Origin of the sequence: Pseudohalioglobus sediminis (assembly GCF_008370495.1) — a bacterium.
Classification (GTDB): Bacteria; Pseudomonadota; Gammaproteobacteria; order Pseudomonadales; family Halieaceae; genus Halioglobus.
This window is the reverse complement of sequence record NZ_VTUX01000006.1, coordinates 185,672-210,173: the sequence shown is the minus strand read 5'-3', so window position 1 is coordinate 210,173 and position 24,502 is coordinate 185,672. Positions and strand designations below refer to the sequence as shown.

Here is a 24,502-nt window from a genome sequence, read left to right as displayed (position 1 = left end):
ATTTTTTTCAATCATTCCCCTATAAAACTCGAGATACAGAAAATGTGGACAGTTAGGGCCAGCGACCACCCAAGCAAAGGATTGCGATCAATGCCGATTGTCAAATCAGTTCAGCCCAAAGCTTTATCAAACAGCGGAAGCCTGTGTAGACCTTTATACAACGGTGACAGTAATCGCGTCCGACAGACACCTGTTCTTGCTGAGCCTCCAGAGTTCCGGCCCGCTAATGCTTTGGTAGCCGCCTTTTTGTTAGTTCTCGCATTATTTTTTATTTCACATACAGCGACGGCGCAGGAGATCGCGTTGTACGACGCGGTTTGTATAGATCCCGATGATGAAAACCTTCCCGAGCATGGTCTGACGGGGCAGACCAAAGAGGTCGCGGAGACCTACTGCGACATGAAAAACGATCCGGCGATAGGGCACCGGTGCGAGGTCCGGACTTCATCTGGCCGGTCAAGTACAGCAAGCCAACCCAACCAGTAAGACCCCTTTACTTGCATTTAAGGAGATTTGACAAATGACATCGTACCAGAAGATTCTGAAAGCTTTATTGGCAACTGTAGTAGCACTAGGGTTAGGAACGGCTTTCGCACAAGAGAAACAAGAAGGCGTCTGGCGCTCCGGGGAAAACTTCGCGCCAGTCAACGTAGGATGCATGGCAAAGTGGGTATGCATGCCCAGTGAAGACATCATGTACTCCGGTGATCAGACGTTGAAGACAACCGAGCCAGAGACGACGATGGGCGTGTGCAACGCTGCAGGCTCAGCAGACCAGTGCAAGGTATGCATGGCATCAGCGCCTGAAACACCTTGTGAGTGGTGGCTGGACGATGTTGACTAGCAAATAACCGCTGTCAATTTTACGGCCCTGGCTCAAAATTACACATATATTGGTACAGAGACGCTAAATAAAGCGACTACATCGAATCATTTTTGTATTAAGGCACAGCGCGATGCTCCACAGCACCCGATTAACGCAACTAGTATTCTTTCCTTGTTTGATTTCGCTGGCAGCTACAGCCTTTGGGCAACAGTCCGAACAGGGCTCGATAGTATTGCCTGTGAAAGTACTAAACTCCGGATATTATCCCTATGAGGTTGAGGGTGATAGTGCTAGCAAGAGCGAATTCGAACGCTACTCTCTAGGCAAGGGGGTAAACCTCGACGAGCTTTCAAAAGCTGGCACTGCGTTTATTTTCTCCGACGAAATACGACAATCGATGACATGCTCAACTGATAGTTTCTCTGGAGCACTCAATTGGAAAACAGTTAACGACGAGACAACGTCTCACACCGCTACCGTGGATAAGAGCGCGGCTTATGCCTCAGCGAGCGTCGACAGCCCGTACTTTTCCATCGCTGCAAGAGTCAACCAATCGCTTTATCGCAACAATTTTGAAGATGAAAGAAGAATAACGACGACACGAGAAGCTATAGCTGATATCAGCTGTGAGTTGAAATACAGCCTTCTTCTCAACTGCAAAGATGGGAGCTGCTTGTCAACAGATGTGCAAAACCTCATCGCGCGAGCGGAAACAGAACCCGAAGTCGCCAGGAATAACTTTAAGCTCACTTACGGTGATGGCTTCGTTAATCAAATCGAATTTGGAACCCTAATGGGGTCAGAAACCTATTATCGTTTCGTTACACAAGGTCTGAATGAGGCCGAAGAGCGCGAGCTACGCGCTAGTGCCAGTAGTTTGTTGACCAGCGGCTCGTACACAAAAATCGACGCGAAAATGCGGGAAACATTGAATCAACACACGAGCAAGCGTCAACAAATCTTGACAATTGCAGGTGGCTATAGTGCCATTCAGGCGGCGACTGCAGAGGGTACGTGTTTAGAAGCACTAGCAAAAGTAGACGTTTTCCAGCAAGAAGATGTGAGGAATACAGCGCTTGAAAACGTTACTCAGAACGCATGCGTGAAGTGGGAGGAAAGTCTGGCTGAAAAAAGCGCTCGAGGGTACATCAAACCCTTAAGGGTACATGTTGATTCGTATCGCAGCATAAAGCATTTAATTCCAAGTATTGAGCCACTCTTGCCACCTCTGCCGAGCGCGACAGGGGTTGAATGGCAGATGATCCAGAACACCGGCTCTGTTCCAAGTGACTCAAAACAGCTACACGGCCCATTGGTAAAGTACGAGTTCTTTGAGCCAGGTACAAAATATGGAGCGGAGATACTGGCAGTCCCCTACCCAACACTTTACGAACTCAATATACAAAATGATCCCGACTCTCCAACAGCGAGAAGACTAGATTTGAAGTTTAAGGTTCCAAACCTTGCATCAGGACCACTGTCTATAATCGTTCAGCGTCACTGGAGGGAGTATTGGCTAGGAAGAAATGCAAACAACAATCTTCCTCCCGAATCTGAACTTGAACTCCGGCAGTCACTGTACAGCCTAGAGTTACAAAACTATGATGACGAGATCATTGCGAAGAGCAATGACCTGCGTTTAGCTGGCGCAGGTAGTTTTTTCGAAAAGCCACTGCGTCTAACATTGCCTTTAGACAGTGTCGATAGCGCACAAAACACTTACACTAGCTCCAATGAAAGAGATATTTTCATTGTACCAACCGTCGACTACCTAGGCGCGTTCCGTATTCGCCTTCCAAAGATTCGATTGCCAATCCCCATCGTCTGCGATGAAGGGGCGTCTTCTACAGCGAACAACAACTGCACTTTCTTTGTCGACATAGATGAATTGCTAGAAAGTACGGCAACAACTCCCTCTGATATCATCGCTAGTATGGCTAGCAGTGTCGAGGACTTGCTTAGTAATTCAGAGTATTGGGATCAAAACGCTTCGTGGTTCAGATACCGAATGCAATATGGAGGCGCTGGAAAGGCGTTGGGGAAGACAGCGTCCCAAATGGGCCTCGAGAATGCGAGAGGCAAATTCGAACAGGAGCCCGAGAAATGGAGTAAGTGGTCAATAGACAGTAGATTCCGCTGTGGAACAAATGTTCAACCTGGTGAAATTGTAAAGTTTGAGACCGACAGCGATATGCACACCACGTTCGACGGCGATGGCTCTCCGCACTGTAATGCTGCATGGATTCTTGACTGCGTGGGTCCAGAAAAATTTTTCAAGTACGCTGTGGATTCCAATAAAGGCAACTTCACTAACTATACAGGTTATTGTCTAGATTTCGATTTTTAGCGAAGTAAACGGCTACTTCATGAGATATGGATATTCTCTTAGCAAAATCGCGGCCCATCGCCGTTCTCACAGCAGCGGTTGTTTCGTTTCCCGTTGTATTTTTACTCACTCCGCTGGTTTTTAGCTCCGAGGAAGCAATCCATCAATCCTGCATGCAATCACGTGAGGTAGGTAGTAATCGGGTTAGATTGGGCAATCAGTCCGTCAGTTGTGCATTGTTGGAAATGAATAGAGGAGCCATGTTTCGAGACATGGAATCGATTCGCTCGGTATAGGAAGTGTGAACCCTGATAGCGTTTAATTCATTTTTGAAATCAACCATCAGCGCGTGTGTCAGAACGAAATGCTCGGGTGGCTCAATTACAGTTAGCTCTGCGGTTACTTGGTTATAAGGTTCACCGTGCTCAGCCCATGATAAAACAGGCCCGAAAATCAATACCAACCTGCAGACGAGATATCGACATCCACCCAGATTCATCAGTATCGCTGCTCGATGTGCTCTGCAGCCTCATGGCTATGCGGCTCGGAGATTAATCTCACGGAATTCCCCTACGTGACCGCATGGGTCGCCGCGACAAGGTGTCGCTTTAACGTCATCTAGCCGCTGTTGTTCCTGTCTCATTCGCAGTTGAAAATCGTGCAACTATCTGACCGCTGCACCCTTGTCTCCAATAGTAACAACTGCGTTAGGATGCTCCTGAAGTGCGTCTAACGCTTCCTCAAAGATGTGGTCGTCGATTACGCCATACCACTCTGATACATTCTTCCGACGAAACCCAGGAGGAAGGGTTTGAACTTCGATTACAAAAGCACCTCGCGGTAGTTCCGGTGCCGAAGACTTGGAGAGCACATTGCCAGGCGCGAGCTGCAAAACCTCGCCTTCTACACCCGCAAAAACCTGAAGTCGACCACTGGCTAACATCTGAAGAAACGCGTCATCAGAATCAAACGCGATATAGCCCCCTTTTCCTTGAGAGGCCTCTGCTACTGCACTCACCGCCGATGGGTGAGCGTTCGATTGATCGAGCTGATTACTCGTAGCTGCCACTGATACGACCAAGATCAGCACACAAAAGCGCATCACATCGGTCTGCAGCATTTCAGAAGTCGACCTCCGGCTGGTTCGTCTGATCAGAAGTTTATTGAGAGGCATGCTCTACTTCCAGCCGTGCCACCTTCTCACCAAACGTGAGTTCTACGATCGTTCGCATTGCGTAACCCAAGAGGCCGCCCGCAATCGTGGTGGTTAAGGCTAAGCTCAAAGAAGGGAGCATACTTGAGCTGGTAGAAATCATGTTGCCACTGCCGCTAAGCGCTCCCTGAAGCCCGATTGCAGTGAAGATCACGCCAACACCGAACGCAAGATCAGCACTATGATCTAGCAACGCGAGATACCGAATCGTTTTCGCGATATCGGGGGCGCGCTGACGCAACTCGTAAGTTAGCAGAACGGTACAGGTCGCAAACATAACGAGCACGGCTAAGAAAACAGGTACCGAGTCACCCAACAAATTCAGCCATTGGCGGATCTCCGGGGTGACTTTCTCAAGGCAGAGCTGGGCAACCACGACGCTACCCGCCCCAAGCACAACGTATATAGAATGCGCCAGCATTAACGAGCGGCCATGCGCCGGTTTTCGGCAGAGCAGGCACTGTCAAGGGCGTTCAACACGTCCATGGTTTGCTCGAAGTAGGCCTGCGACGCGCGAAAACCTTCTTTGTCTCCCAGCACCTCAAGTTTGCCCACCCGTTTCTGGCTCAGCTCGGCCTGAAGGTCGCGTTTCAAGTCCGCCTTGCGTTCTTCTGACGACAGGTTGTAACACAGGCTGCCTGGGAGAGATTTCAGCGAATAGAACTCGTCGTCGAAGTAGCGACTGAAGAGTTCTTTGCCTCGATTGCCAGTTACGTGCCCCTTATCAATTGATCGACGTACGTAGCTGGCGAAGAGGTCAAGATTACCTTCCGCTGTGTTCTTTCTGGCGATGGCGATAAGCTCACTGGAGTAGAGCTCGAAGTTGCCGGCGCATTGGTCCAGCTTGAGCTTGCTTTCCACCTGGGCGATGGCCGCATTCAAATTGCTGGTACTGTCCAGAGCGCAGCTTTCAAACGCCAGGTATGAACTTGGGTTGCTGGCGCATGCGGTGCTCAGAATTATTGCACCTGCCATGCCGATTACCTTGGCGGCAGATGCGGCTATTGCTTTCTTCATGGTCTCGTTTGACATGGTCGTAACCTCCGTCAGTTAGTCGATGAACAGGTCTTGGTAGTTATCCCTGGCGTCCGCAACTTCCAGGCCCACGGTGGAAATTTCCTGAGCCTGGTCCGCTTCGCCGTAAAGGAAGCCCTTAACGCTGGATACGGTGGCCGCCATCTGCTCGTTAAAGGAGCCCCATTCCAAATTGATGACGTTTTCCGTCATCTGTGCGCTAATCTCGGTTTCGATCAACTCCATGTAGTACTGTGCGCCTCGCATATCGTTATACACCTCGGCCGCTAGGACGGGCGCGTTAGACGACTGTGAGCTTGAGCGCTTAACCATCTCGTAGTGTCGGGAGAAGGTCTGGCTCAGTCGGCCCTTTGGCTTGCCGTCAACGGTCACAGCGGGCTTGAACTCTGAGCGTTTTGCCCGGCCGGCAATGGCACGCTGGAAATCTGCGCCCGTCATCTTTCGGCCAACCTCGGTACGAAGTCGGCCTTCTACCGCCTCCACCGTATCCTGAATCTTGGGCTTTAGCGCGTTGAGCTCTTTCGTCCATGTTTGCAGGAAGCGGTTGTAGCTCTCGCGCATGTTGCGCTCTAGCGCGGCACAGCCTTCGCTGAAACTGTCATTGCACTGAGTGGCCGAGTACAGCTTCTCGAGCTTCTCGAGGTCTTTTACATCCTCGTAAACGGCGCTCTCCAGCTGTCCTGTGGCAATGCGCATGTCATTGAATTGATCCACGACCGGGGCCGGGAACAGGTTGATTCTTGGCCCGGTGTCAGCCGCGCTAGCGCCGGACGTTGCAGCCGTGATGCCCACAGCGATAGCCAGGCTTCTGGCGGTGGTTGTGATTATCGATGTTTTCATAGCCTCTCCTCCTGGAGTGGTTGTCCGTGTACTTTCAGTTCTCAGCGGCTTGGAGTTTTGCCAGCCACTGCTGAGCATCTTTACAGCCTCTATCTGCCTCACAGCGCCAGCGCACCCGTTTTGCGGTGGTGTCCAGTGCCAAGTCGATACCCGGGAAGATTGATTCCACAGTAGTAGAGAAAGCCCGTGCCTCGCGCGCCGAGCCAAACGGCGGCAGCCACGCCCACCCCGCTATGGCTGTATACCGGGAACTGGCCACCTCCAGCCGCAACGGTTTCAGGGTTTGGTAATGCTCACGATAGCCAAGAACCGAATCGACGTATTGCTCAACGCTACCAGGCATCCCCCGCTTGCGCAGCGCGTTGGGGCCCATGTTGTAGGCCGCCAGTGCAAGCCTCGGGTCGCCTTTGAACTCTTCGAGCATATATTTCAGGTAGCGTGCACCGGCGTCGATATTGGTGCACGGGTCCAGCAGCACCGCCATCCTGGTGATGCCGAGGTCCTTTGCAGTGCCAGGCCATTGAATCTGCATCACTCCCACGGCATTGGCATGTGAATAGGCCAGTGGGTCGAAGTTACTCTCGGCGCGGGCAACGCCCATAAGTAGCGCCAGAGGCAGCCCATGTTTGTTTGCCGCTTGGTCAAAGCACTCGATGAATGGAACCGACAACTTGTTGCCCGGATTTGCCGAGGCGTTCAGGCAGAATGTGGCGGCCAGTATGCCTAAAGTCATAGCAAAGCGTGGTGTCATAGCTAGAGCTCCTGGGGGGGCGCTACGCCTGTGGCATCGTGAAATGCTTGTAACTCTTCCCTGGCAACGGTTTCGTTAGCGGAAAGAAGAACAATTACCCACCTCTGCTCGTCTATCTCGCGCGCTTGCAGGTCCAGTTCGCCAGCCGTCAATGTAGCTACCATGTCGATGAAGGCTGTTGCCTGTGCTTGGTTGTCGAAGGCCGTCCAGACCTGTGTTACCTCGGGTTGTGGTGAGCCAGGCACCGCCTGCGCAGAATTTGGTTGCGATCCAGCGGTCAGCACACCGCTAACGGCTGTGTTCGTTACAGCTTCTGTACGTGTAGTTGCGCGAACAGCCGGTTCGCGAGGCGGCGTTGGGTGGGCTGAGTAGGATCCCGCTTCCGCAATGCGTTCGGCCGGTACTTGGCCATTGATGAGCGGGTGCCAGACCGGCCTGGCAACCATTGCCAGTGTCGCACCCGCAATAAGGCTGAGTGTTTTTCCAATCATGGTCTTCTTCCACGTTTCTCCCAATCGTGGAGAAATTTTCGCACTTCTTCCCTCAAAGCGGCCTCAAGCCACGCTTCAGGCTCGCTCGTCGATTTCTTCTCAGCCTGATCACCAGTGTCTGCAACTAGTGATGACAGTACGCGAACGACGGCATTGGCCGATTGATTCATGGTTTCACCTGCTTGATTGTCAGGCATCAGCGAAGCCAGTCGACAGCAGCTATCACCTTGTCGCCCTTTCTCCGGAACCGTTTGAAGCCGTCAAGATTAATTGCGCCCGCGCATTTCCTCCCGAACAGTTTTTGTGGCTCGTGGGTCAGTCCTTCGGCACGAAGCTCTACAATGTCGCTGCGTCCTGCCTCAACATACCCGTGGACGTCGGCGAACTGCTCATGATGGAAGTTCTTGCTGCCGCTGCGGCAGCCATTGAAGTAACCGGCTGGAAGCCTGAAAGCGTATTCGACGGGATAGTCTGCCTTGTTGCGTATGCGCAAGCGGAATACAAGGTCGGCAAGGCCATCTCGCCGCACAACCTGGGCGCCATCGAGATAGTCAACGTCGATGTAGTATCTCGCGTCTCCCGCGGGCGGGCGGGTCTCGTTGTTTACCCTGAGCCAACTCTCGGGACCAGGATTTAATGCCACGCGAAACTCGCGTTGAACATTCGGAAAATCCATGCCCTCACGTGGCGAAACGGTCACAGAGAACACGTGTAGACCCTCCCGCTCGGCGCTCTCACGTAAAGTCAGTGTGATATCAGCAGTCGGCCCGCTGTTCAGGGAGAACTCATGATGAGAGAACAAGTGGTCTGTGAAGTTTACAAGTGCACTCCTCCCACGGCTTGAGATTCGCTCGGCCCAGCGAACGTAGACTCCAAACGTCCTATCGGCAGACGAGCGGGTCTCACAGGCAATCCAGGCCATCATGACCGATGGCAAGTCGTGAATGGAGTGACTCAGGGTGAGATCAGGCTCCGCAATGCAGCTATACCTGTCCAGATCGGCTGTTAGCGCCTGTTGGGTGCAGCATCCCAAGACACCGACAACCAGGAGTCTCTGAAATAGGTATGCAATAGAGGTGTTTTGAGCTCGTTTGTACATGGCCCCAATGCTAAGCCATGTAACCTCAACTCAAGCTCAAGTATGGGTATCAACGTTCCCAGTGTGATAGGGGAGGGTGACTTCGATCCTGACGCCGCCGGCTTCACCGCCAAGCGCAGACCTGCCAATTTCGAGAGAACCAGAGAGGTACTCGACCAGGCGCTGAATCATGAAGAGACCCCAGCCTGTTCCCGGACTGTCGTCACGAAGCCTGCGGCCGGCTTCCACAAGCACTCCGTAGTTTTCTTCGGGTATAGCGCTGCCATCATTTTCAACGCGCAACACCAGCGAATCAGGTAGCGCTGAACGGTCGGATTTGTTTTTGGGACCCCGGGTCTCGGCAAAATAGGTGACGGAGAGCTCACCATATTTTACCGCGTTCCTGCCCAACTCAGTAAGCAGTAGCAGCATTGCTTCCCGTCTTATCGGATAGTTAATGTTTGTGGGTACATTAATGCTTATGTCGCAAGATCTCTCCATTATTTTGCAGTAATCAAGTACGCGTGATCTTGCGACCTCACAAATCTCCGTGACGTTTACCATTTCGGACAGGGTAAGTTGATTGGCGACATCGGCAATTGCCATATAACCGTTTAAAACATCACTCATCCAGTCCAGTTGAGCATCTACCGTATGGCGCAGTGTTTCATTCTCCGACAAAGCAATTTCGTGACGAACTATGCCAATGGGGGCGCCAACTTCATGGTGTATGTCTTTTAGAAGCAGTTTTAGGTGCTTTATGTGTTCATAGTTGGTCTGGTTGGTTATGTTGATGCGTTCTACCAAATCACTCAGCTCTCCCGGGTATTGTATTCTCATCGCGTCGGCTTCTTGTCTGCCGGATGTGTCTGACGAGATTAACTGTAGAAGTACGCTTCTGAAGCGGCGTGTTTGGATGTGCACCAGTGTCACCAGCACAGCGGTGAATACCAGGAAAACTGAAACGAGATTGATTGCGAGAGAAGCGCTGTGCCTGGTTATTTTGCCCAGTGCATTGTCAGCCCCCGCAACTATGACAATGGCCTTGTCATCGTCAGGCCAATAGGGCAGCAACAGGCTGAAGTAGGGCGAGGTGGTCGAGAACGAGTTTTCATAAAGACTGAAGGTTGCGCCAGTGGTAGCCAACAAGTGTGCTGTTTTGTAAAGTTGCTCTTCGCTTAGCCAGTGGGTCACAGGCTTCACTCCAGAGTGGGTTTCAAACTCCCTGTTCCAGTGCCTGTCGAAGCTCTCTTCAAGTCGGCCCCCGTTATCCAGCTCGTAGTGGTAAATGGGTTCTTCCTGATGTATGTCGAAAACGGCGCCCGCAGCTTCCTCCAGCGGCACACTGGACATGCCGTCATACTCTGCTTTCAATATTGCGCCGGCCAATTCGCTTGTGTCCTCGTACATGATGGGTAGTCCCTCGACGGTGTCTGATATCCTGGAAGACATCATCAGGATGTTTTCACCAAATACGTCGCGCTTGTAAGTTTCGACATTGATGAACCAGAAAACTACGAGCAGAACAAGCACTACCGACCAGAGGGAAAGACCCAGTTGTAATCCAAATGACTTTTTGTTCATGATTTTTTTAAAGCAGAATTAGCTGGTAACCGGTGCCCCGGTGCGTCTCGATTGCTACCGGTGGTGCGGGGTTCAACTCAGCAATTGCATCGCGTAGCTTGTTGATCTCTGTGTTCAAGTTATTTCCTTCCCCAATGGCCGCGTCCCAGGCGACCTGCTCCAGTTTTCTACGACTCACTACCTCAGGCGCATTCTCCATAAGGCAATGGAGTATCCGGCGCATTTTCTCCTTGTCTTTAAGAAAAGGCGATGAGTTGTACTTGAATTCACCTTTTGGAGTGAGCTCAAGTCCTCGATGGGAGAACTTGCTTTCATAGGACTTTTTTCTCCTGATTAACGACTTTATCGCTTCGACCGCAGGCTCGGGTCGCTCGCTTTTCGAATATTCACCTACCAGGTTTTCTGCATCGTTATGTCCCTTAGGTACGTACGCACCATCGAGTCCAAAGCATTTGGCGATGCTGCCGGCTGATGTGTCTGAAGTTAACACCAGAATTGGCACCGGAAGATGCATTCTCTTTTTTTCTTCCCTACGCAGCCATTGCATGAAGTCAAAACCCTGGTTGCGACTGCCGTCTAACTGCAAATCCACGATGACAACGTCAAAATCGCCTTCCCAATAGTGCTTCATAGCCCGGTCCGCGGACTGAAAATCCTGCAGCACGAAGTTGCCTTCTGCCTCGAGAATCTTCCTGAAAGATCTGACGAACGCGATATTGTCCTCAATCATTAATATGGTATGCACAGCCCACTTGCCCCAAACACTTAACCTGGTGACAGGCAATAATAGCCTTAATTAGCTAATCTGTCGGCCCGTGACTGAAATCAACACACTGTCAGGAGAGGGCGATACTGATTCCGGGTGATGGCTGGTATCTGTGAATAAAGTTACGCCTGAAAACCTCAAAAGAATCTCAAGCCAATTGGTGGACCAGATCCCTTGGCTCATCGGCCCAATGCGTAGAGCAGTTGGCTTTTAGCCGATTGGTCACTGGTTCGACGACCCGGTTCGACAAACTCGCCCTCGGGGCGAGTTTGCAACGAGCCGCGAAGCGGCGAAGCCCCCGCAGGGGTCGCAACGGCCTAAGGGACGTTGTGATTCATCCAGTACGACCCACCATATAAGCAAAAACGGTCACCCATCGGGTGGCCGTTTTTGTTTATGGCCTGGGTTCGTCTGGAGCGGGCCAGGCTGCGGGACTACACCGGGTGACACACTCTGCCTGATTCCGGAAGGCCCACCTGACAACATCACGCTACAGCCGCACCGGTCCCGCTAAGCTCTATATCCCGGATGAGGAGCAGAAATTCGTCCACTTCCAGAGAAGCGCCGGCGTCCCAGGATGCCCGGAAGGTCTCCTCGTTCATCGCCTTGCGGGTTAGCCTGATATCGGCCTCCAGGCGCTCCGCATTGAACGATTCTATTGGCGATTCGGTTTCTGCGCGCAGGGCTTCGGCGAAACCGAAAAACAGTGCCGCGTCGGAATACTTTTTGCGGTGTTTGCAACTGAGTCCCGCAATGATTTCCGCGCAATAGGCTATCGCGACTTTTTTACCGCGATGGGCGAAAAGATCCAGGCTTTGTGCATAGTGCTCATAGGCCTGCTCATAATTTGCTTCAGCCTCTGCAACCTCGCCCAGGTTCACCAGTGCACTGGCTATCGAGTCGGTGTCACCTGACTCGCTGCCGGCGCTCAGGGCTGCTTCGTAGTAGGCGCGTGCGCCCGCCAGGTCACCCTCGAGATGATTGATCACCCCCCGGGCGGCCGAGGCGAATGACAGGCCATGAAGATCGCCAGGCACCATTGAGAACAGTTGCAGTGCCCGGTCGAGCTTGTCAGCGGCCTTCTCCATATCACCCTGTCTTTCAGCGATGGCGCCAAGCTCGCCGAGTACATTGGCTTGCCCGGCGTCATCCTGCAACTCACTGTAGAGATCCAGCGCCTTCAGGCAGGCGCGTTCCGCAATGTCGAGGTCATTTTGAAACCGCGCAACGGATCCCAGTGCTCGCAACGCCAGCGCGCGCACGGCTTTCTCCACGTCCGGTCTTTCTTCCAGCGCCTGTTCAAACAAACGCCTCGACGTCGACAGGATGCCGCGCTCGAACCAGTAGAACCACACGCCACCGCCAATCCTGAGCGCCCTGTTCCAGTCGGGGTTCGCCAGGTTCAGGCAATAGTCGATGGCCGCCTGCACATTCACCTGTTCCATTTCCAGCAGTGCAATACGAGCGTCCGATCCGGCGCCGCGTAGTTCATGGAAGGAGTCATCGGCCAGCCCGGTTACCCAGTCACAGAACCGCTCCCTGAAATGGGATAACTCGCCGGATTCCTCCAGTTTCATCAGCGCATACTCTCTCAGCGTATCGAGCATGCTGACCCTGGCCTCTTCCTCGCCATCTTCCAGGGTATGAAAGCTGAGATTGGCCAGGCTCTTGTCAACCAGGCCCTCAACCTCGATATCGACGATGAATTCGTCTTCCGGATCGCAGACCTCTTCTGCAGCTTCCATGGCAAAGCCGCCGGTAAAAACCGCCATACGACGCCAGAGTCGTTGTTCGTCCTCGCTGAGTAAATCGTAGCTCCAGGAAATCAGTTCCCGGAGGCTGCGCTGGTGATCGAGCAGTTCCTCGGTGCCGCCGTCAAGCACGGCGAAACGCTGGTCCATGGACTTCAGTAACTCGGAGGTGTCCATGGCGCGCAGTCGTGAGGTGGCCAGTTCGATAGCCAGCGGCAGTCCGTCCAGGCGATGGCAGATCTGCAGCACTTGCCCGGCATTCTCCTCAGTGAGTTGGAAACCTTCGGACACCGCCCGCGCTCGGGCAAGGAAAAGCTGGATCGATTCGGAGGCAACGATCTCCTCATAGCTCGCCTTGTTGATATCCGGCAGCGAAAAGGGCGGTACTTTTACGGTGCGCGCGCCGCTGACCCGCGGGGCCTCCCGGCCGGTGAGCAATATCTTGATCCCGGGACATTTCGATACCAGTGTATCGATCTGCGCGACGGCGGATTGCACCTGCTCAAGGTTGTCGATCAGCAACAACATTTCCTTGTTCTGCAGGGCGTCGATAACTGTTTCGATAACCGGTCGATTGTCGTTCTGCTTGATGTCGAGGGTGGTGGCGATGGTGCTCGGCACCAGGTCCGCCTGGCTGAGTGCCGCCAGGCTGATGAGGAATACGCCGTCCTCGAATTCCGGCAGCATATCGTGGGCAACGCGCAGGCCAAGCCGGCTTTTGCCGGTGCCGCCGGGCCCCATCAGCGTGACCAATCTCGTGTCACTCTGCCTCAGCAAGCCGGATACCTCGCGAAGCAGTTGCGTCCTGCCGACAAAACTGCTGCCGGGTTGAGGCAGGTTGTTGGGTCTGGGAAGGTGACGCCGCAGCAGTTTACGCAGGTGGACGGTAAACAGGTCGGTGAATTGCTCTGCCTCGGCAAAACTGTGGTAGGCGGCCGTCGCTGTCTTGTCTTCGGCGCTCAGGAACCACTTGTCGAAGAAAGCGGCAACGGCGGCGCGTTGCGATGTATCTGGATCGCCTGCTGTAAAGGACTTCCTGTAAACCAGGAGTTCAGGCCTGCCCGCCTGTCTGGCGCCCTGGAGTGCGGATGCAAACTCCGCCTCGGTGCGCGATGGCGAAATTGCATCGCCACCATTTGCAGGGTGCCCACCGGGCCAGTGCGCCAACTGGCCGCCGATGATGGCAATAAAAATATCAAAGTCAGCAGCCTGCTGTGCATGGGCTCCGGCACTGTCTGAGCCGACCGCGGATACCACGCTGTCCAGCGTCAGTGCCTCCTCGAACTCAGGCTGCAGGCGATTCACTACCGCCAGCGCCTGTTTGCACTCCGCGCTGACGTCAGCGGGGGATGAGATAAACAGTTTTACCCGTTTCATCCTTCACCTTGATCGAGGCCAGGGAGCGCAACAGTTTGGTCACACTCATCGAGCGCAAACGCGACGCGGCACGCTCTATGGAGAGGGGCAGGCCGCCCAGTTGACGGCAGATTTCCGATACCGTGGCTGCATTGTCTGCATTCAGCTCGAAGTCATCGCGCACGGCCCGGGCCCGCTCCTGAAATAGCTGCACTGCCTCTGCGTCCTGAATGTCTTGTAAGGAACTGGCATCATTCTTGGGCAGGGTCAGCGGCGGCACTGTCAGGGTATGCTCACCGCTGACCCCCAGTGGTTCATTGCGACTGGTCAGAATCTTCAACCCCGCGCTGGCCTCGAGCAGGTCAGCCAGGAGCGGTGCAGCCGCTTCCGCCTGTTCCAGCCCGTCAAGCAACAGCAGCAGCTCCCTGTCTGTCAGCGCAGCCTTGACCTGCTCCATGGGCGGGCTGTCGCCTGTAAGCGCTAATTCGATGGCGTCAGCGATCGTGGCGGGCAGGCTTTCCGCGTGGGCGCCGGGTTGCAGCCGAACCAGGAACACACCGTCGGCGAATTCGGGCAGCAGGCCCCGGGAGGTGCGCAAGGCGAGGCGACTCTTGCCTGCGCCGGTCGCGCCGGTCAGCGTGACCAGGCGCACATCGTCGCGCAGCACGAGATCGCTGAGCTGGTGTATCAGGTCAACCCGGCCCAGAAAGCTGCTGATGGGCGCCGGCAGGTTGTTCGGCCGCGGCAGGAAACGCCGCAGCACTTCCTGGAGGTGGGCGGCAAACAGGTTCTCAAATTCATCGGTGTGCTTGAACTCGTGATAGCTGCCGATACGGCCAAGGCCGTCCGGGCTGGAGAACCACTTGTCAAAAAACGACGAGACTTTCTCCAGTTGCTCGCTGGATGAGCCATCCGGCGTCACCATCTTGCGATAGAAGAGCATGTCGGGCTTGCCATTGGCATGGTAACCGGCGACGGCCATTTCGAACTCGAACTCGGTTCCCGACGCATAGAGCGTCCCGTCGCGCCGCGTGAATTGTGGGCCCAGCGGGCTGCCCAGGCGGCTGCCGATGATGGTCGCGAAGATATCGAAATCTGCGGGTGAGCGTATTTGCGATTGGAAATCCGCCGTGGCCAGCAACGGCTCCTGTTCCCAGAGCAGGGGCTCGAGCTTGAGCGTGCCGTCGAAGGTCTGCTGTAGCGACTCGACCACCTGCAACGCGCGCTGGCGTTCCCCGGCTACGTCGCCAGGGGACGAGATAAAGATTCGAACACGATTCATCCTTGACCCCGGGTGACGGCAGGGTGCCAGCGTGTGGCCCCTGTCCGCATATTGTTGTCACCGACCTTACGTTACAACGACCCAAGAACGCAACTCACGTGTTGCCCAAGCCTCAGGGCTCGTAGAGCTTCACGTCCGTGCTGTCGACGAAGCCCTGCCCCTGGCCACCGGAGACACCGTCCTGCGTCTGGAACAGGAAACGGAACGGCGCAACGCCGTCCCAGTTCAAGCGCCTGGCGTCGAAGGTGAAGCTGATACGATCGCTGCTGACCGCGCTGGCGCTTATCTTGAGGTTCTTTGGCCCGGTCACGCTGCCATCGGCGTACTTGATCTGCGTGTTGGTGTCGGGCAGTACCAGCCGATACTGGATGTCCGCTGCTATGTCAGCGGCCAGGATTACATCTATGGTCAGCTCGGTGCCTTCCGAGGTCACCCCACAACCGATGATATCCGCCGCCGGGATACTCACGTCACCCTCCTGGTCGCTGCACAGGGAGATGGTCTTCTCGTCATTACCGAGACCGCCGGCGGAGCGCACTTCGACCCGAATGGTGATGCTGTTGCCGGTGAAGCCGCTGTAGTCATAGTCGATCGTCACCGTGGCGCTGCCATCGGGGTTGTTGACCAGTTCGAACAGCTCGGGGTCCGGTTCATCGAGTTCCAGTAACAGTGGCTCTGAGCCATCGCCAAAATCGACCACCATGTAGGGCGCGACCAGCTTGTCGAAGTCACCGATCTCCACAACAACCTGGGTAGAACTGCCCTGGCTGATGATCGACGTCCTGATGGTTACTTCTATAGCACGCAACAGTGCACCCTTCAGAGTCTTGGCCGTGATATTGCCTGCCTCGTCGATGTACTGGAAGGACAGCAGGTTATCGAACGCGTTGGGCAGCACCAGCTCGAAAAGGCCATCGCCATTGCGCGTGGTGGTAGAGTAGGGCGTCGCCGTCCCGGTGCCGCCGGGCAGCCCATCGTCATCGCGGTAGACCAGGGCGATCACCTCGCGTATGCCGCTGGGGTCCTCTGCGTCCAGTGTGGCGTTGACGATACCGGTTGCGGGGTCGCCAAGCAGGTCCTGGCGTGTCACCTCGGGCGGTTGCCGGTCACTGTCCAGCGCAACCGTGGCCGGGTGCAACAGCTCGAGGTCGATGCTGTTCCATATACGGAAATCACCGTTGACCTGGTATCCGTCAGCGTCCTGGGCTGCCGGAGAATCGGTGCACTTGAACTGCCCCGGCTGGATTACCAGGGACTGCAGCAGGCCGTTCGGGGAATCAAAGGTATTCACCGAGGCAATCAGTGACGGTGACAGCGTCTCCACGCAGGGCTGCGGCTCGCTGATGTCTGTTACCAGGTCATGCGTCTGTGCCGGGAATACCGGGTCCTCGTCCAGGTAAGTGGTGAAGGTGCCGCCTCGCAGTGCCACAGCGTGTACCGAGGTGGTGCCCACGGGCCTGAGTTCGAATGGCTTGAGCACAGGTAACAGGGGGCGACCGACAATGGCCTGGGCATTGCCGGATATGCTGTACCAGATGCCCTTGTCGTTGCTGTGCAGGTCGATACTGCCACCGGCGCTGCTATTGATGGTCGGCCCCCCGGTGTCGGTTTCTTCCAGGTTGACCACCAGTTCATCACCAGTGGAGGTCCCCGAGGCACTGCCAGCAGCCGACGTGGCCAGCGTACTTGTGGTCACGGAGGACTCCAGCGTTGCCTGCGGCATGCCGAACAGGTTCAGGCCCACCAGGCTCTTCTCGTCGTAGACGCCAAATTCAAACAACCCGGCTCCATATTGCCACTTGGCCTCGGTAAGGGCCTGGCCCAGCGACATGCCCTCGGCGAAGTTGGCGATGACCAGCGGCATGATGCCTTCTGTGCCGCGGTCGGCGACATCGGTGTCACCGTAAGCGAAGTTGTAGGAACCCACCCAGGTGCCCAGCTCCTGAACCCAGTCTTTCGCAGGGTCCAGCGGCAGATCCAGTATCTCCGGTAATCCCCAGGCATCTGGTACTGACAGGCCGCTGTGGCAGCCGATGCTGAAGGTGACACCGTTGATCGCTATAGCCGGTCCGTCAGCGTCCGGGTCTTCGTAGATGCTGGCTGACTCGGTGGACAGGAACACTTCGCCGAGGGGATCGATTATTTCATCCGCGCACAGTTCCGGGAACATTTGCGGTCGGTACTGGCAGTTGAAGCCTTTCGCCGTCAGTCCTGCGTTATAGCTCATATGGGCGTTCACCGCGTTCACCGCACTGATCGGCTTGCTGCAGTTCTCGCCGGCGCCGAAGAACTGGCAGCGCAGTGTTGCCGCATCCCAGCTATCGTCATTGCGGGTGGTGTTGGTGCCCGGATAGTCGCTGTCGAGGATGTCGTTGATGACGTCCGTACCGTCGATAAAGAAGTCGTAACCGGTGGACTGCGTGCCGGCGCCCGGGGTTCCCGCCTCGACACTGAGTATATTGATGACGCCGCCAGTCTCAACGAAGCGCTGTGCGTTGGCCAGAATCTCCCCGGGTGTTTCCACCAGTCGCGAAATGGAAATGTCTTCCAGGTACAGCAGGCGGCCATTGAACGGCTGCGGGTCCGCGTCCACGTAGAAGGCATCGGTGAGCATGTAGCCTTCCGAAATCGCCACGCCCAGGGGCGTGCCGGGCAGCGTGAGCAGGTCGGCGGCGAACAATGCCTCGTTGCCAGTCTGGGTTTCGTCCGGCAGGTAATAGGGCATGATGATGTCCAGCGAGCCCATCAGCTGCACAAACTGCGTGGCCTCGGTCCTGGCGCTGTCGATCGCGCCCTTGATGTTGGCGGCTACTGCATTTTGTGCCTGCACGTTGCAGGGTTCCATATCCGCCGTGTCGTACCAGTTGCCGGGTACGGAAATCACCGTTGCCTGCACGCTGGGGTGACTGAAGAAGGGGTCCATGGCCAGCATCCATGCCTCCCACTCCGCATCATCCATATCGAAGGTCGCCATCATCCTCTGCTTCTGGGTGACGATGAGCGTTTTACTGCCATAGGCGCGCAGTGTTTCGATGCCGGTGCTGGGGTTGGCTACCAGCGGCGTGCCAGCGCATGCCGGTCCGAGCAGTGATGCCGTCTCGGGTGGGATAGCCGCCTCCACTTCGAGGTTGAAAGGTGCCGCGGAGAACGAACCCGCCTGCGGGATGACCGCCAGGTACAGGCCCTGTTCGCCGGGCCCGATTTCCACCAACAGCTGTTCCGTATTGGTGCCGAACTCGGCGGAGAGCCCTTTGACGAATACCGCTTCATTGGTCAGGTCGCCGCTGCCGAGGGCCCCGAGGTCCTGGAAGGAAACGTCGATGCCGGAAATATTGCTGCCATCCGGTGCCCCGGCCAGTTGCGAGAGGGGGAAGTTCTCGAACAGGAAGCCCGGTTGTTCCCAGAGGCTGGTAGTCAGCGGTGCGCTGACAAAGGGCGCGCTGACGAAAGGTGCGCTGACGAAGGGCGCACTGACGAAGGGGGCGCTGACGAAGGGCGCACTGACAAACGGCGCGCTGACGAAGGGTGCACTGACAAAGGGTGCGCTGACGAACGGTGCGCTGACGAAGGGCACACTGACAAAGGGTGCGCTGACGAAGGGCGCGCTGACGAAGGGGGCGCTCACCCACGGCGCGGCACTGATAGTCTCCGTCGAGCCATTGAGCAGCACGATGTCGTAGTCCACCGGGAACTTCGCAGTCACGCTGACTTCGGTTCCTGCAGGCAGCGGGCCGCCATTGGGCAGGCGAATCTCGTAAACCGCGAGGCTGTTCGGGTCTTTCAGGCCGCCCAGGCTGCTTTGATCGGTGGGCAGGACCTGCGGCATGCCAACGGTGGAGCCCGTGTTCGCGGCGACGCGATCCTGGAGCGCTGCCACCTCAAGCACGCTAATTGTGAAGTTATCGCTGCCGGTGCTGCCGCTGTCATCCGTTACGCTGCAGGAGCCGCTGATGTCGCCAGCCTGCTCCGGTGCTGTGAAGCTGGTGCGGGCGACTCCGGAGGACAGTGCCGGCACGTTTTCTGTGTCGATTTCGATGTCGCCGGTCGTGCCACCGGATACGGAAATATCGACGCTATGGGTATCCGCGGCGCCCGGGTCGGCAAAGCGACAGACCAGGTCTACCGAGGCACCTGGCAACACTTCTACGTTGAGCGCATTAACCAGCGGTTCCTGATTCTGTATGGTGATAGAGGTGCTGGCGGTGGTCGATTCCTCGCCATCAGTGACTTCGAGGTTGATAGTCCCGGTACCGTCGTTGGGGAAGGAGTACACCACCGTCCTGCCGATGATGGGCTGTGGCGACACGCCGGCAAACTCCGCGGTCCAGATGCAGGCCAGCTCGCTGTTTTCCGGGTCAACGGAGTCCAGGCAGTCAAAGACGACAAAGTCGCCCTCCACGGCCGGGCCGGATTGGCCGGGATTGAAATTGATGCTCGCCGTGGGCGGTGCGTTGACGCCGTCGACATAGAGCCAGGACGACAGCGACTCATTCTGGCCTGCCTCCAGCTCGATTCGCAGGGTATATATCTCGCCTGCCGCCAGGCCACTGAACTGTATGTCCTGCCAGCCGCTGTCGATGACATCCTTGCGCTTGCCGGTGTCAATCGTGGCTTCACAACTGGCCCGGCAGTTGTCCCCGGCGGCGTTGTTGAACTCGAAGGTATTGTCTGAGGCTAGTTCCAGGCCGCTGCTGTCGGACAAGCTGATGCGCAGAATGTCATCACCCCGGTGATCTGTTGAAAACAGGCGCAGGGCAATGGCCAGGGCGGGCGACTCGGCAACGAACTCCTGCGAGATACCATTGACGCCCCGGTTCTGGGTCTCATTGTTCAGCTTGGGCGTGCCCAGGCGCAACATGTAGTCCCCCAGTCGTGGGGAGACCTGCCCATCGGGAGCCAGTTCAAAGCTGTTGTAGATAGGGAACAACGCCGGCCCTTCCGGACCCTCTATGACTTCGACGGTGTCGGCAGGTGGTGCCGGGTCAAGCTGCCAGCCGCCCAGGTCATTACCCTCGAAACCGTTGTCGAAGCCGTCCGCTAGCGTCGCTGTCGGAATTGCCAGGGCAGTGGCCAGGCCGACCAGTCGGCATACCCTCGTCACGTTACGAGTTATGTAGCAGTTTCGCCCCTGAGATCGGTGACCTGGAGAGTTCAGTTTCATGATTCGCCTTCCGCTTATAACCAGCTTTTGGCCGGAGTCAGAATTTCCATTTCTCATACACACCGACACCGCACCAGGGTGTTTACCCGGTGCGGGCGAGGCTCTCAAGGAGACATTGGTTCCGTCTCCCATTGGGTACTAGTCACTAACTATAGTCAAGAAATGGTTTTTTAAAAGAAAAACGCTTGACATTTCGCAGTCAGTATCCCCTGTTTTTAGAGGGTTTTTGCATTCGAAGACTCCCACTTTCCCCTTACTCGCAGCAACATTTGTTCCACGTTGCCGGTGCGCAGTGCGATGGGTGAGTAATGGGTGTCGAAATGCTGCGAAACGTCATAAACGTCTGTGATTGGCGGCGGAATCCGCAAAGCGTTCGCTCAGTCAGCGAGGGTGCACAGTAATCAGTCCTGCACCACTATGCAGCAGTCCCTGTGTTACCTGGCCATGGAGCGCACCGAAAAGAGTCGCTCACTATTGGCCAGTGCGCTGGGGCGCTTAGCTGCCTGTCCATGGCCGCTTTCTATGTAACGGCTTTGCGGCTAAAGTGATTGCAAAAACGACAACATACAATTTGAGCCCATGACGCCAGCAAATGAGTCCTTCCACGGCCGCAACCGTCGCCAGCCTGAGCCCGAGCGCGTCAATCTGATCGCCCGTCATGAGTGGACTATCGTGGGCTTGCTGGCGGCCCTCGCTTTTCTGCTGGGCTGTGTCGGCTACGCCCAGACCCTGACGTTTGCTGACCAGGGGGGAAGCTACACCCGCTGGGACGTCGTCTACGGGGCTTTTCGGCTCTTCATCTTCGAGGCACCGGATGAGACGGCGGGCTGGCCTGTCTATCTGCAGGTGGCCCGGGCCCTCGCGCCGATGGTCGTGTTATACACGGCCGCCAAAGCGGTCTGGACCGTGGTCGAGGAGGAAGTGGCGCTCTACGGTTTGCTGTTTCGCAAACGGCGTTTCGTGGTGGTCTGCGGCATCGGTGAAACCGGTTTTCGTATCGCCAGGGATTACTGCCTGAACTCCGACAAGCATGTGGTCATCATCGATAACGATCCACTGAACGCGATGGCCGCGGAGCTGACCAACTACGGCGCGATTCATGTCTGCGGCAACGCCATGGATACCCTGACCTTGATGAAATCGCGAGTGGTCTACGCGAAGGAGTTATTCCTGTGCACCAGTGATGACAAGGCGAATATCGCCATCGCCAAGGCGGTGGAACGACTTACCCGCAGGCTGACGGATGCCGAGGTGCGACAGCTGGAGTCAATAGCGCGGCGCCGCGAACCATCAGTGGGTGACGACCCGCCGGATGTGTCCTTGCGCTGCTTCCTGGCAGTGGATTCACCGGATATTTACGAAGTGTTCAGCGTCCACAGTTTTCTCGAGGTCAACAGTTCGCGATTCGCGATTCGCCTGTTCAGCCGGCGCGAGACCATAGCCCGTAATATCTTCAGGCTGTGCGCCCCGGATTTGTATTACCGGCCCACCAGCCGAGCCAGTAAACCCATGCATATCCTGTTCGTTGGTTTTCAGGCCCTGGTGCGTGAAATGATCCTGCAGACGGCACTCACGGCGCACTACACGGACTTTCGCCTGCCGCGGGTCACCGTGCTGTGTCAGGACAGCGAGCGAGACCAGGTGGAACGCTTCCGTCACCGTCACGTACAACTGGATAACACCGTGGAAATCGATTTCGTGTACGCGGACCCGATGACGATAAAGCCGAAGCAGTGGCATGAAATGCAGACTGCCACGCATTTCGATGTCTGTTATGTGGGACTCGAGAAAGATGTTGAGGGTATTCTCACGGCGCGGCGTCTCAACCGGTTGCGTCGGCACAGCGGGCTGCCGCCGCTGAATTTCGTCGTCTGCCTGAACCAGCAGAGTTTCCTGGCCGAAATTATCGATGATGATTTCGAGCCAATCGAGATGGACAAGATCGGGCTGCCTAAGCATGAGCCCATAGAGTATTTCGAATGCCTCGACGAAACCATATGCATTGATGTGATCGTCAACGAAGCACTGGATGCGATGGCGCGTACGCTGCACAACGCCTATATCGACACGCAACTAGGCAATGGCGTGGATGTGCGCAGCAACGCCTCATTGGTACCGTGGTCTGCTCTGCCGGCACACAAGAAAAAGGCCAATCAGCACGCCGCCGCACATATGGATGTCAAGCTGCGTATAGCCAATTGCGTGGCCTGCAGTATCGACTCGAGTGAGGCGGAAGCCCCGTTTCCACCGGATGACCTGATGATGGAGCTGCTGGCCCACCTGGAGCACCGCCGCTGGATGGCCGACAAATACCTGGCGGGTTACAGCTACGGTGAGGTCAGGGATGAGGATCGTATGTTGCACCCGGACCTGGTGGCCTGGCAGGAGTTGACTGAAGAGGACAAGGAAAAGGACCGGGCCAACATTCGCCAGATACCGCTGCTGTTGAAGATGCAGGGCCAGAAAGTCTGTCGCATGTATTCGGCGCTTAATGCGCCGCAAGTTGATTCAGTAGAGAGCTAGCTATGAGGCTGTGGTCCGGCGGCGCGCGCGAGTAAATGGTCTGTGTTCAAGGGCGTTGTGAAGAGCCCGGGTCATCGGCGGAGATGTTGCCGGTAGCGGGGCGAAGACCGAGTAGTGATTCGATGCCTTCATCGCCGCGCACGTTAAGGATTATCCTGTGCAGAATACCGAAGGCCGATCCATAGACCAGTGCGTCGGTGATCATGTCTTCCGTATCTACTGCTTTCGCAGCCCGCTCCAGTTTGGTGAACGTGGTCGTAAAATTATCGGAGTGACGTCGACGTATTTCGGTGCCAAAGAATATTTCCTGTAATTCCTCAGGCTGCTCGCGGTGGGCGATGGCGAGGCTGATCATCTTACGCACAAACCAGGACGGGTCGCCGGTGCTGGCATGGTTGCGCTGTTCCTGGAACTCCTCGCCCGTGATTTCTCCCGAGCCTGTTGGCCCGCACACGGACATATAGTGAAAGCTGGCAATGGAGCCCAGTTGTTCCTGCACCAGTTCCAGTAATTTAAAGTAACTCTCGCGCTGTGAGTGAACCTCCAGCCGGCGTGCGCTTTGCTCCTGTACGCCGATTGCACGGGTGTTGGCGGTGATTTCCTTTTGTTGCATGAAATGCCCGATCACCAGCCACAGAAATGCCAGTGGTGCAAAAGCGCCCTCGAGAAAGCTGCCGATATCAGCTGTCGGGAGAGCGACGAACTTCCCGAGGCCGACTATGGAAACGAGATAGACTAGCCCGGCACTGATCCAGACCACGGTGACCGCGAGGCCAAATACAATGCGCCAGTCCACGGCCGCGCCCTGCTGCCAGCCTACTGTATGTGATCAGGGCGCAACGATATCCCGGTTGCCCTTGATCAGGCTGCGGAACCAGTCCAGGACCGATTCGTCCTTAAGGTCGGTAAATTCGCCCGCATCCATGAACATCCCGTGCTCGTGGCATACCTCGTACCAGATGTGCTGCTGTTTGGCATCGTAGGACTTGTGCATGCGCTTGCCGCAGTGCGGGCAATCGATATCCTCACGGCTATCAAATTTCCAGCCCTCTACCGGATCACCGTGATCGACCAGCTCACTTTTTTCAATCTGTCTCATGCGATGAGCCTCGTCATCATCGAACCAGAGGCCTTTGCAGTTGGTGCAGCGGTCGATTTCGATTTCATCGTGGACTACCACCTCCATACCGTGGTGGCATTTTGGGCATTTCAGGTTGTGTTCGTCCGGGTTATGTTCCATCTAGAGGCTCCGATTGAGGTTCGTTGTTGATATTGGTTTAGTCCTCATACCCACAGGTATGCGCTGATAGAACCGAATGCAATGAGTAAAGTGCATAAATTAAAGACAATCAAGCATTTTTGCCAGCCTGATTACAACAGGTTTCATGTCGTGGAGCATCGGATGCGAGGGTAACTGTGTGGCTGAGCGTGCCGGTGGGCGGCAATGACTGAAATTTCCCAAAAAGGCATTTATCAGTTCCAATGTAAGCCGGCTTTTCTGCTATCCTGCGAAGATAAT

The 24,502-nt window shown here is 55.8% G+C and carries 18 protein-coding genes; 5 read left to right on the top strand and 13 right to left on the bottom strand.

The window, feature by feature from the left end:
- Nucleotides 1–90: 90 nt before the first annotated feature.
- The 3 genes from F0M18_RS13630 to F0M18_RS13620 all read left to right on the top strand — a co-directional run bounded on the left by F0M18_RS13630 (nucleotide 91) and on the right by F0M18_RS13620 (nucleotide 3,173).
- A complete protein-coding gene (locus tag F0M18_RS13630; RefSeq protein WP_149612000.1) occupies nucleotides 91–486 on the top strand; it encodes a hypothetical protein in 396 nt (131 codons plus the stop codon).
- A 34-nt stretch (nucleotides 487–520) separates the two neighbouring features.
- The gene (locus F0M18_RS13625; RefSeq protein WP_149611999.1) at nucleotides 521–844 is read left to right on the top strand and encodes a hypothetical protein; all 324 of its coding nucleotides are present in this window, start codon (nucleotides 521–523) and stop codon (nucleotides 842–844) included.
- A gap of 112 nt (nucleotides 845–956) precedes the next feature.
- Nucleotides 957–3,173 carry a hypothetical protein gene (locus F0M18_RS13620; RefSeq protein ID WP_149611998.1) on the top strand — a complete coding sequence of 739 codons (2,217 nt, stop codon included), beginning with the start codon at nucleotides 957–959 and terminating at the stop codon, nucleotides 3,171–3,173.
- Nucleotides 3,174–3,816: 643 nt separating this feature from the next.
- On the opposite strand, the gene F0M18_RS13615 is transcribed toward F0M18_RS13620, so the two are convergent.
- The 6 genes from F0M18_RS13615 to F0M18_RS13590 are packed head-to-tail and all read right to left on the bottom strand — an operon-like array spanning nucleotide 3,817 to nucleotide 7,482.
- Nucleotides 3,817–4,272: a hypothetical protein gene (locus tag F0M18_RS13615; protein WP_149611997.1), complete on the bottom strand. Its 456-nt coding sequence runs from the start codon at nucleotides 4,270–4,272 to the stop codon at nucleotides 3,817–3,819.
- A 40-nt stretch (nucleotides 4,273–4,312) separates the two neighbouring features.
- Nucleotides 4,313–4,741 carry a hypothetical protein gene (locus F0M18_RS13610; protein ID WP_149611996.1) on the bottom strand — a complete coding sequence of 143 codons (429 nt, stop codon included), beginning with the start codon at nucleotides 4,739–4,741 and terminating at the stop codon, nucleotides 4,313–4,315.
- Nucleotides 4,742–4,785: 44 nt separating this feature from the next.
- Nucleotides 4,786–5,397: a hypothetical protein gene (locus F0M18_RS13605; RefSeq protein ID WP_149611995.1), complete on the bottom strand. Its 612-nt coding sequence runs from the start codon at nucleotides 5,395–5,397 to the stop codon at nucleotides 4,786–4,788.
- Between the two features lie 18 nt (nucleotides 5,398–5,415).
- Nucleotides 5,416–6,240: a hypothetical protein gene (locus F0M18_RS13600; protein ID WP_149611994.1), complete on the bottom strand. Its 825-nt coding sequence runs from the start codon at nucleotides 6,238–6,240 to the stop codon at nucleotides 5,416–5,418.
- A gap of 34 nt (nucleotides 6,241–6,274) precedes the next feature.
- Nucleotides 6,275–6,991 carry a lytic transglycosylase domain-containing protein gene (locus F0M18_RS13595; RefSeq protein ID WP_149611993.1) on the bottom strand — a complete coding sequence of 239 codons (717 nt, stop codon included), beginning with the start codon at nucleotides 6,989–6,991 and terminating at the stop codon, nucleotides 6,275–6,277.
- 2 nt (nucleotides 6,992–6,993) lie between these two features.
- Nucleotides 6,994–7,482: a hypothetical protein gene (locus F0M18_RS13590; RefSeq protein ID WP_149611992.1), complete on the bottom strand. Its 489-nt coding sequence runs from the start codon at nucleotides 7,480–7,482 to the stop codon at nucleotides 6,994–6,996.
- 130 nt (nucleotides 7,483–7,612) lie between these two features.
- On the opposite strand from F0M18_RS13590, the gene F0M18_RS13585 reads away from it, so the two are divergent.
- Nucleotides 7,613–8,119 (top strand): hypothetical protein, encoded by a 507-nt coding sequence (locus F0M18_RS13585; RefSeq protein WP_149611991.1) that lies wholly within the window; start codon nucleotides 7,613–7,615, stop codon nucleotides 8,117–8,119.
- 498 nt (nucleotides 8,120–8,617) lie between these two features.
- On the opposite strand, the gene F0M18_RS13580 is transcribed toward F0M18_RS13585, so the two are convergent.
- From F0M18_RS13580 to F0M18_RS13560, 5 genes are all read right to left on the bottom strand, one after another.
- Complete coding sequence (locus F0M18_RS13580) at nucleotides 8,618–10,144, bottom strand: sensor histidine kinase (RefSeq protein ID WP_149611990.1); 1,527 nt, start codon at nucleotides 10,142–10,144, stop codon at nucleotides 8,618–8,620.
- Nucleotides 10,145–10,151: 7 nt separating this feature from the next.
- Nucleotides 10,152–10,874 (bottom strand): response regulator transcription factor, encoded by a 723-nt coding sequence (locus tag F0M18_RS13575; protein WP_149611989.1) that lies wholly within the window; start codon nucleotides 10,872–10,874, stop codon nucleotides 10,152–10,154.
- A 521-nt stretch (nucleotides 10,875–11,395) separates the two neighbouring features.
- Nucleotides 11,396–14,038, bottom strand: a complete 2,643-nt coding sequence (locus F0M18_RS13570) for an ATP-binding protein (RefSeq protein ID WP_149611988.1) — start codon at nucleotides 14,036–14,038, stop codon at nucleotides 11,396–11,398.
- Nucleotides 14,001–15,299: a hypothetical protein gene (locus tag F0M18_RS13565; RefSeq protein ID WP_149611987.1), complete on the bottom strand. Its 1,299-nt coding sequence runs from the start codon at nucleotides 15,297–15,299 to the stop codon at nucleotides 14,001–14,003. The genes F0M18_RS13570 and F0M18_RS13565 overlap by 38 nt, the downstream gene beginning before the upstream one ends.
- 112 nt (nucleotides 15,300–15,411) lie before the next feature.
- Nucleotides 15,412–20,400, bottom strand: a complete 4,989-nt coding sequence (locus F0M18_RS13560; protein WP_149611986.1) for a hypothetical protein — start codon at nucleotides 20,398–20,400, stop codon at nucleotides 15,412–15,414.
- A 639-nt stretch (nucleotides 20,401–21,039) separates the two neighbouring features.
- On the opposite strand from F0M18_RS13560, the gene F0M18_RS13555 reads away from it, so the two are divergent.
- Nucleotides 21,040–22,983, top strand: coding sequence for a RyR domain-containing protein (locus F0M18_RS13555; RefSeq protein WP_149611985.1), 1,944 nt, complete (start codon nucleotides 21,040–21,042; stop codon nucleotides 22,981–22,983).
- 46 nt (nucleotides 22,984–23,029) lie between these two features.
- Here F0M18_RS13555 and F0M18_RS13550 read toward each other — a convergent pair whose 3' ends face one another.
- Together F0M18_RS13550 and F0M18_RS13545 are read right to left on the bottom strand one after the other, a co-directional pair.
- A complete protein-coding gene (locus tag F0M18_RS13550) occupies nucleotides 23,030–23,779 on the bottom strand; it encodes a hypothetical protein (RefSeq protein ID WP_149611984.1) in 750 nt (249 codons plus the stop codon).
- A 33-nt stretch (nucleotides 23,780–23,812) separates the two neighbouring features.
- The gene (locus F0M18_RS13545; RefSeq protein ID WP_149611983.1) at nucleotides 23,813–24,223 is read right to left on the bottom strand and encodes a zf-TFIIB domain-containing protein; all 411 of its coding nucleotides are present in this window, start codon (nucleotides 24,221–24,223) and stop codon (nucleotides 23,813–23,815) included.
- Nucleotides 24,224–24,502 lie beyond the last annotated feature (279 nt).

Coding starts and splice junctions, on each gene's coding strand:
- F0M18_RS13580 (WP_149611990.1), bottom strand. CDS start 10,144: ATGAACAAAAAGTCATTTGGATTACAACTGGGTCTTTCCCTCTGGTCG.
- F0M18_RS13620 (WP_149611998.1), top strand. CDS start 957: ATGCTCCACAGCACCCGATTAACGCAACTAGTATTCTTTCCTTGTTTG.
- F0M18_RS13570 (WP_149611988.1), bottom strand. CDS start 14,038: ATGAAACGGGTAAAACTGTTTATCTCATCCCCCGCTGACGTCAGCGCG.
- F0M18_RS13555 (WP_149611985.1), top strand. CDS start 21,040: ATGACGCCAGCAAATGAGTCCTTCCACGGCCGCAACCGTCGCCAGCCT.
- F0M18_RS13615 (WP_149611997.1), bottom strand. CDS start 4,272: ATGCTGCAGACCGATGTGATGCGCTTTTGTGTGCTGATCTTGGTCGTA.
- F0M18_RS13630 (WP_149612000.1), top strand. CDS start 91: ATGCCGATTGTCAAATCAGTTCAGCCCAAAGCTTTATCAAACAGCGGA.
- F0M18_RS13575 (WP_149611989.1), bottom strand. CDS start 10,874: ATGATTGAGGACAATATCGCGTTCGTCAGATCTTTCAGGAAGATTCTC.
- F0M18_RS13600 (WP_149611994.1), bottom strand. CDS start 6,240: ATGAAAACATCGATAATCACAACCACCGCCAGAAGCCTGGCTATCGCT.
- F0M18_RS13595 (WP_149611993.1), bottom strand. CDS start 6,991: ATGACACCACGCTTTGCTATGACTTTAGGCATACTGGCCGCCACATTC.
- F0M18_RS13585 (WP_149611991.1), top strand. CDS start 7,613: ATGACAGTACGCGAACGACGGCATTGGCCGATTGATTCATGGTTTCAC.
- F0M18_RS13625 (WP_149611999.1), top strand. CDS start 521: ATGACATCGTACCAGAAGATTCTGAAAGCTTTATTGGCAACTGTAGTA.
- F0M18_RS13605 (WP_149611995.1), bottom strand. CDS start 5,397: ATGTCAAACGAGACCATGAAGAAAGCAATAGCCGCATCTGCCGCCAAG.
- F0M18_RS13590 (WP_149611992.1), bottom strand. CDS start 7,482: ATGATTGGAAAAACACTCAGCCTTATTGCGGGTGCGACACTGGCAATG.
- F0M18_RS13545 (WP_149611983.1), bottom strand. CDS start 24,223: ATGGAACATAACCCGGACGAACACAACCTGAAATGCCCAAAATGCCAC.
- F0M18_RS13565 (WP_149611987.1), bottom strand. CDS start 15,299: ATGAATCGTGTTCGAATCTTTATCTCGTCCCCTGGCGACGTAGCCGGG.